6 protein-coding genes are annotated in these 6,809 nt (G+C 61.8%); all 6 read right to left on the reverse strand.

Features of this window, described 5'->3' with window-relative positions; genetic code table 11:
* Positions 1 to 181: 181 nt before the first annotated feature.
* Positions 182 to 1,285 carry an aspartate-semialdehyde dehydrogenase gene (gene asd, locus AAHM38_RS09110; protein WP_004634424.1) on the reverse strand — a complete coding sequence of 368 codons (1,104 nt, stop codon included), beginning with the start codon at positions 1,283 to 1,285 and terminating at the stop codon, positions 182 to 184.
* Between the two features lie 338 nt (positions 1,286 to 1,623).
* Positions 1,624 to 2,694 (reverse strand): 3-isopropylmalate dehydrogenase, encoded by a 1,071-nt coding sequence (leuB, locus tag AAHM38_RS09115; RefSeq protein WP_012762256.1) that lies wholly within the window; start codon positions 2,692 to 2,694, stop codon positions 1,624 to 1,626.
* 29 nt (positions 2,695 to 2,723) lie between these two features.
* Positions 2,724 to 3,374, reverse strand: coding sequence for a 3-isopropylmalate dehydratase small subunit (gene leuD, locus AAHM38_RS09120; RefSeq protein ID WP_012762257.1), 651 nt, complete (start codon positions 3,372 to 3,374; stop codon positions 2,724 to 2,726).
* A gap of 23 nt (positions 3,375 to 3,397) precedes the next feature.
* Positions 3,398 to 4,807 carry a 3-isopropylmalate dehydratase large subunit gene (leuC, locus tag AAHM38_RS09125; protein WP_116576028.1) on the reverse strand — a complete coding sequence of 470 codons (1,410 nt, stop codon included), beginning with the start codon at positions 4,805 to 4,807 and terminating at the stop codon, positions 3,398 to 3,400.
* A gap of 222 nt (positions 4,808 to 5,029) precedes the next feature.
* On the reverse strand, positions 5,030 to 6,331 hold the full coding sequence (gene gltA / locus AAHM38_RS09130; protein WP_004634431.1) for a citrate synthase: 1,302 nt from the start codon (positions 6,329 to 6,331) through the stop codon (positions 5,030 to 5,032).
* A 121-nt stretch (positions 6,332 to 6,452) separates the two neighbouring features.
* Positions 6,453 to 6,740: an FAD assembly factor SdhE gene (locus AAHM38_RS09135; RefSeq protein WP_009241006.1), complete on the reverse strand. Its 288-nt coding sequence runs from the start codon at positions 6,738 to 6,740 to the stop codon at positions 6,453 to 6,455.
* Between the last annotated feature and the right edge of the window lie 69 nt (positions 6,741 to 6,809).

The raw sequence follows: 6,809 nt of genomic DNA on the forward strand, positions 1-6,809 counted from the left end.
CCCCACGAATGGGCGGACAGCGTTCCGGCCGCTATTGTGTACCAACGTTACAAGCCGTGGGCATCCAGATGGCACAACGCCGCGCAGGCCGCGCGGCGTTGGTTGAAAAAGCACACTTTCTGTTGTCAGGCCGCAACGACAACGTCGGATACGCGGCCCGATAACGAAAGCAAAGCCTTGATCACTTGCCCAGCAGGATACGGAGCGTGCGGCGCAACGGCTCAGCGGCACCCCACAGAAGCTGATCGCCGATCACGAAGGCGCTCACATATTCCGGCCCCATGTTGAGCTTGCGCACGCGACCCACACCGATTTCCAGGCCACCCGTGATGGATGCCGGCGTCAGTTCCTTCTCGGTGATGCTGCGATCGTTCGGGACCCACTTCACCCACGGGTTGCCGGAGCGGATGATCTGCTCGATTTCGTCCAGCGGCAGGTCGCGCTTGAGCTTGAGCGTCAGGCCCAGGCTATGGCAGCGCATCGCACCAATCCGCACGCACAGGCCGTCGACCGGAATCGTCTGCGCTGTGCCCAGGATCTTGTTCACTTCGGCCTGGCCCTTCCACTCTTCCTTCGACTGACCGTTATCGAGCTGCTTGTCGATCCACGGGATCAGGCCACCCGCGAGCGGCGCCGGGAAGAATTCGGTCGGCACATCTTCGCGGATGGTCTTGGCAACCTTGCGATCGATGTCCAGGATGGCGGACGCCGGGTTGGCCAGCTCGTCAGCCACGGCGCCGTGAATTACGCCCATGCCCTTGAGCAGTTCGCGCATGTGGTTCGCACCACCGCCCGAAGCCGCCTGGTAGGTCATCGAGCTGACCCATTCGACCAGGCCTTCGCGGAACAGGCCGCCCACGCCCATCAGCAGGATGGAGTTGGTGCAGTTGCCGCCGATGAAGTTCTTGGTGCCAGCCGCCACCGCATTCTTGATAAGCGACAGGTTGACCGGGTCCAGCACGATCACGGCATCGTCTTCCATGCGCAGCGTCGAGGCGGCGTCGATCCAGTAGCCGTTCCAGCCGGCAGCGCGCAGCTTCGGGAAGACTTCGGTCGTGTAGTCACCGCCCTGGCACGTGATGATCGTGTCGCATGCCTTCAGTGCTTCGATGTCATTGGCGTCGGCCAGAGGCGCATCCGTCTTGGCGAATGCCGGTGCCTTACCGCCAGCATTGCTGGTACTGAAAAACACGGTGTCGATCAGGTCGAAATCCTTTTCTTCCTGCATGCGCTGCATCAGCACGCTGCCGACCATGCCGCGCCAACCGACGAGACCTACCTTCATGATTGTGAACCTCTAGTGATTTTCCCCGCCTCGGTCGCCCGGCGTGACCGCGCGGGGAAGGCGAACGGACACGACGGACGATCTACGAGATCGTTTTTTTGGTAATGATTTTGGTGGTCGTGCGAATCTCGACAGGCGTCATGCGAGCGCGCGCGGCGGTGCCCTTGGCGGCGATAGCCAGGGTACCCAAAATGCCCAGTACAAGGACGGGGAGCGCGATCGAAATCATCTGCAAAAATATACACGATTTGGCGGGCACACAATGCACTGCAGCATGTGTCCACCGAAAAAACGACGATTGCGACACCGGATGTGACGGCACCGCAACGCCCGTTTCGTTACAGCGCAGCGACCACCGCGTCACCCATCTCCACCGTCCCGACCTGCTTGCAACCCGGCGTCAGGATGTCGCCCGTGCGATAGCCCTGGGCGAGCACCTTTTTGACGGCGTTTTCGATGCGATCGGCCTGCTCGGCCTTGTTCAGCGAGTAGCGCAGCATCATTGCCGCCGACAGGATCGTCGCCAGCGGGTTGGCGATCCCCTTGCCAGCGATGTCCGGCGCGGAGCCGTGCGACGGCTCATACAGGCCTTTGTTGTTCGCGTCGAGCGACGCCGACGGCAGCATGCCGATCGAGCCCGTCAGCATGGCAGCCTCGTCCGAGAGGATGTCGCCGAACATGTTGCCGGTGACGATTACGTCGAAGTTCTTCGGCGCCTTCACGAGCTGCATGGCCGCGTTGTCCACGTACATGTGCGACAGCTCGACTTCCGGATACTCCTTGTGGACGTCGATGACGATGTCTCTCCAGAACTGGAACGTCTCGAGCACGTTCGCCTTGTCGACGCTGCACAGCTTCTTGCCGCGCTTGGCGGCAGCCTGGAAGGCGACGTGCGCGATGCGGCGGATTTCCGGCTCGGCGTAGCGCATGGTGTCGAAACCTTCGCGCGCGCCGGCGAACAGCCCGTCGGGCGCCGCGCGCACGCCGCGCGGTTGGCCGAAGTAAATGTCGCCATTCAACTCACGCACGATCAGGATGTCCAGACCGGCAACGATTTCCGGCTTGAGGCTCGATGCGCCGGTCAACTCGGGGTAGCAGATCGCCGGACGGAAGTTGGCGAACAGTTGCAGGTGCTTGCGCAGACCCAGAATGGCCTGCTCCGGACGCAGTTCGCGCGCCAGCGTGTCGTACTTCCAGTCGCCCACGGCGCCGAACAGGATCGCATCGGCTTCCTTGGCGAGCTTGAGGGTGTCTTCCGGCAGCGGATGGCCCTTGGCCTCGTAGCCCGCGCCGCCCACCGGGGCAAATTCCATCTCGAATGGCTCGCCCAACACCTTGAGCACCTTCACGGCCTCGGCGACGATTTCCTTGCCAATGCCGTCACCCGGCAACACTGCAATCTTGGTCATGTGGTTGTCCTTGTTGTTCTGGTGCCAGCTCAGCCGACGAGCTTGTGCGCGAGCCACGGCATTCTGGCCAGGCGCTGCGCTTCGTAAGCCTTGATCTGGTCGGCGTAGCGCAAGGTCAGGCCGATGTCGTCGAAGCCGTTGAGCAGGCAGTATTTGCGGAACGCTGTGATATCAAACGGATAAGCCGTCCCGCCCGGCGTGACGACGACCTGCTTGTCCAGATCGACGGTCAGTTGGTAGCCCGTAAACGCTTGCGTCTCGTTGAACAGATGGTCGACCTGCGACTCCGTCAGCACGATCGGCAGCAGGCCGTTCTTGAAGCAGTTGTTGAAGAAGATGTCGGCAAAGCTGGGCGCGATGATGGCGCGAAAGCCGTACTGCTGCAGTGCCCACGGTGCGTGCTCGCGCGAGCTGCCGCAGCCGAAATTCTTGCGGGCGAGCAACACCGATGCGCCCTGGTAACGCGGCTGGTTCAGCACGAAATCCGGGTTCAGCGGTCGCTTGCTGTTGTCCTGGCCAGGCTCCCCGATGTCCTTGTAGCGCCACTCGTCAAACAGGTTCGGGCCGAAGCCGGTGCGCTTAATCGACTTGAGGAATTGCTTCGGGATGATGGCGTCAGTGTCGACGTTCTCGCGATCGAGCGGCGCCACGAGGCCTGTGTGGATGGTGAATTGTTCCATGATTGCTCTCTCTATCCTGCCGCTCAAGCGAGCTTGCGCACGTCGACAAAGTGGCCTTCCAGCGCCGCCGCAGCGGCCATCGCCGGGCTTACCAGGTGGGTGCGGCCACCCGCGCCCTGACGGCCTTCGAAGTTGCGGTTGGACGTGGACGCGCAGCGCTCGCCGGGCTCGAGACGGTCAGCGTTCATTGCGAGACACATCGAGCAACCCGGCTCGCGCCACTCAAAGCCCGCCGACTTGAAAATCTTGTCGAGCCCTTCGCGCTCGGCCTGCTCCTTCACAAGGCCCGAGCCCGGCACGACCATCGCCAGCTTCACGTTCGGCGCAATGCGCTTGCCCAGCTTCTGCACGACCCACGCCGCGGCGCGCATGTCTTCGATGCGGCTGTTGGTGCAGGAGCCGATGAACACCTTGTCGATGTTGATGTCGCTGATCGCAACGTTCGGCTGCAGACCCATGTATTCGAGCGCGCGCTCCATGGCATTGCGCTTGTTCGGGTCCTTTTCTTTGTCGGGGTCCGGCACGCGGTCTTCAATGCTGACCACCATTTCCGGCGACGTGCCCCAGCTCACCTGCGGGCGAATCTCTTCCGCACGCAGCTCGACCACCTGATCGAAACGCGCACCCTCGTCGGAATGCAGCGTGCGCCAGTAGACGACGGCCTGCTCCCACTCAACACCTTGGGGCGCGAACGGGCGGCCCTTGATGTACTCCAGCGTGACATCGTCCACAGCGACCATGCCGGCGCGGGCGCCTGCCTCGATCGCCATGTTGCACACCGTCATGCGGCCTTCCATCGACAGCGCGCGGATGGCCGAGCCGCCGAACTCCATGGCATAGCCCGTGCCGCCAGCCGTACCGATCTTTCCGATGATGGCGAGCACGATGTCCTTGGCCGTGCAGCCGCGAGGCAGCGTACCTTCCACCTTCACCAGCATGTTCTTGCTCTTCTTGGCGAGCAGCGTTTGCGTGGCCAGCACGTGCTCGACTTCCGACGTACCGATGCCGTGCGCGAGCGCGCCGAATGCACCATGCGTGCTGGTGTGCGAATCACCGCAGACCACCGTCATGCCCGGCAGCGTCGCGCCCTGCTCCGGCCCGATCACGTGCACGATGCCCTGACGCTTGTCGTTCATCTTGAATTGCGTGATGCCGTAGCTGTCGCAGTTGGCATCGAGCGTATCGACTTGCAACTTCGAAACCGGATCGGCAATGCCGTGCGAGCGATCTGTGGTCGGCACGTTGTGGTCCGACACGGCCAGGTTGGCGCTGATGCGCCACACCGGACGCTGCGCCAGCTTCAGGCCTTCGAACGCCTGCGGGCTCGTCACTTCGTGCAGCAGTTGGCGATCGATGTAGAGGACGGTCGTGCCGTCTTCTTCGGTATGAACGACGTGATCGTCCCAAAGTTTGTCGTAGAGCGTCTTGGCCATGATGCGATCCGTACACAACGGGCCATCTGAAATCAGGGCCGTTGCGCGAGCAGTTTCGTGGGGAGTGATCGATTATGCCACCCGGTGCATCGGGCACCGGACGTGACTGACGAAAGGGGGTTTCGCCATTTCGCGAGGGCCTTTCCCGGCACCTCAAGCGGCGCGCAACAAAAAACCCCGCCGGTTTCCCGAGCGGGGTTTCTGCAGGGCGAACAGCTTGGCTTAGCGCTTGTCGATCGACGGCACTTCGCGGGTGGCTGCACCGTTGAACAGCTGGCGCGGACGGCCGATCTTGTATTCCGGATCGGTGATCATCTCTTCCCATTGCGAGATCCAGCCCACCGAGCGAGCCAGCGCGAAGATGCAGGTGAACATCGAGGTCGGGATACCCAACGCGCGTTGCACAATGCCCGAGTAGAAGTCGACGTTCGGATACAGCTTGCGGCTGACGAAGTACTCGTCTTCCAGGGCGATCTTTTCCAGCTCCATCGCCAGCTTGAACAGCGGGTCGTTATGCAGACCCAGCTCGTTCAGCACTTCGTGGCAGGTTTCGCGCATCAGCTTGGCGCGCGGATCGTAGTTCTTGTACACGCGGTGACCAAAGCCCATCAGGCGCACGCCGCTGTTCTTGTCCTTCACCTGCTTGATGAACTCGGGCACCTTGTCCACGGTACCGATTTCTTCCAGCATGTTCAGCGCAGCTTCGTTCGCGCCACCGTGCGCCGGACCCCACAGGCAGGCGATACCGGCAGCGATGGCAGCGATCGGGTTGGTGCCCGAGGAACCCGCCAGGCGCACCGTCGACGTCGAGGCGTTCTGCTCGTGGTCTGCGTGCAGGATGAAGATGCGGTCCAGTGCCTTCTCCAGCACCGGGTTCACCTTGTAGTCTTCGCAAGGCGTGGCAAACATCATGCGCATGAAGTTGCCCGTGTACGACAGGTTGTTCTGCGGGTAGATGAGCGGCTGACCGATGTTGTACTTGTATGCCATGGCCACCAGCGTCGGCAGCTTGGCAATCAGGCGGATCTGCGAGATTTCACGCTCGCGCGGATCATTGATGTTGGCAGCGTCCGGATAGAACGCGCTCATGGCACCAACCAGGCCCGTCAGCACGGCCATCGGGTGGGCATCACGGCGGAAACCGCGCAGGAAGAACTGCATCTGCTCGTGGACCATGGTGTGATTCGTCACCACATGGTTGAACTCTTCCTTCTGCTTGGCGTTGGGCAGCTCGCCCTTCAGCAGCAAATAGCAGATTTCCATGAAATCGCACTTGCTGGCCAGATCGTCGATGGCGTAGCCGCGGTACAGCAGCTCACCTTTGTCACCATCGATGTAGGTGATCTTGGAATTGCACGACGCAGTCGACATGAAGCCGGGGTCGTACGTGAACTTGCCCGTCTGACCGTACAGCTTGCGGATGTCGATCACGTCCGGGCCAACCGTGCCCTTGTAGATCGGCAGCTCGACGCTGGGCGAGCCATCGGAAAACGATAGGGTGGCTTTCACTTCGGACGGCGTCATGTCGGTTTCCTTCTCTGCTGTTTATAAAAATGAAGTCGGGAGACTCCCGCCAGACGGATCGAGGTCGCCGGCCGGGGGCGGCTGGACCGATTCGTCTTGCGGCAACCTCTCGCGCGCCGGTTCAGACCGAGCGCAGCAAGGTCAGGACGTGCTGAATGTGGGGCACGTCGAGTTCGCCCTCCGGCTCCTTGCGTGCAAGCAGGAGATCCATCAGGTCGTTGTCGGGCAGCTCGAACAACTGCGAGAGTGCGGCAACGTCGTCATCCGACAGTTCCGTCTCGTAGCGGTTGAAAAAGCGCTCGACGATGATGTCGTTCTCAAGCAGGCCGCGTCGGGCACGCCAGCGCAAACGGGCACGCTTGTGCGGATCGGACTGATGGGAGAACGTCGGAGTGTTCACAGCAACCATACTTTCTAGAAATGTGTCGCCGGAGAAACCGCTCCGGCGACACACAATGCCAAAGTGCCCTGACTCGCG

Source organism: Ralstonia sp. OTU4908 (assembly GCF_038440115.1).
GTDB classification, from domain to species: domain Bacteria; phylum Pseudomonadota; class Gammaproteobacteria; order Burkholderiales; family Burkholderiaceae; genus Ralstonia; species Ralstonia pickettii.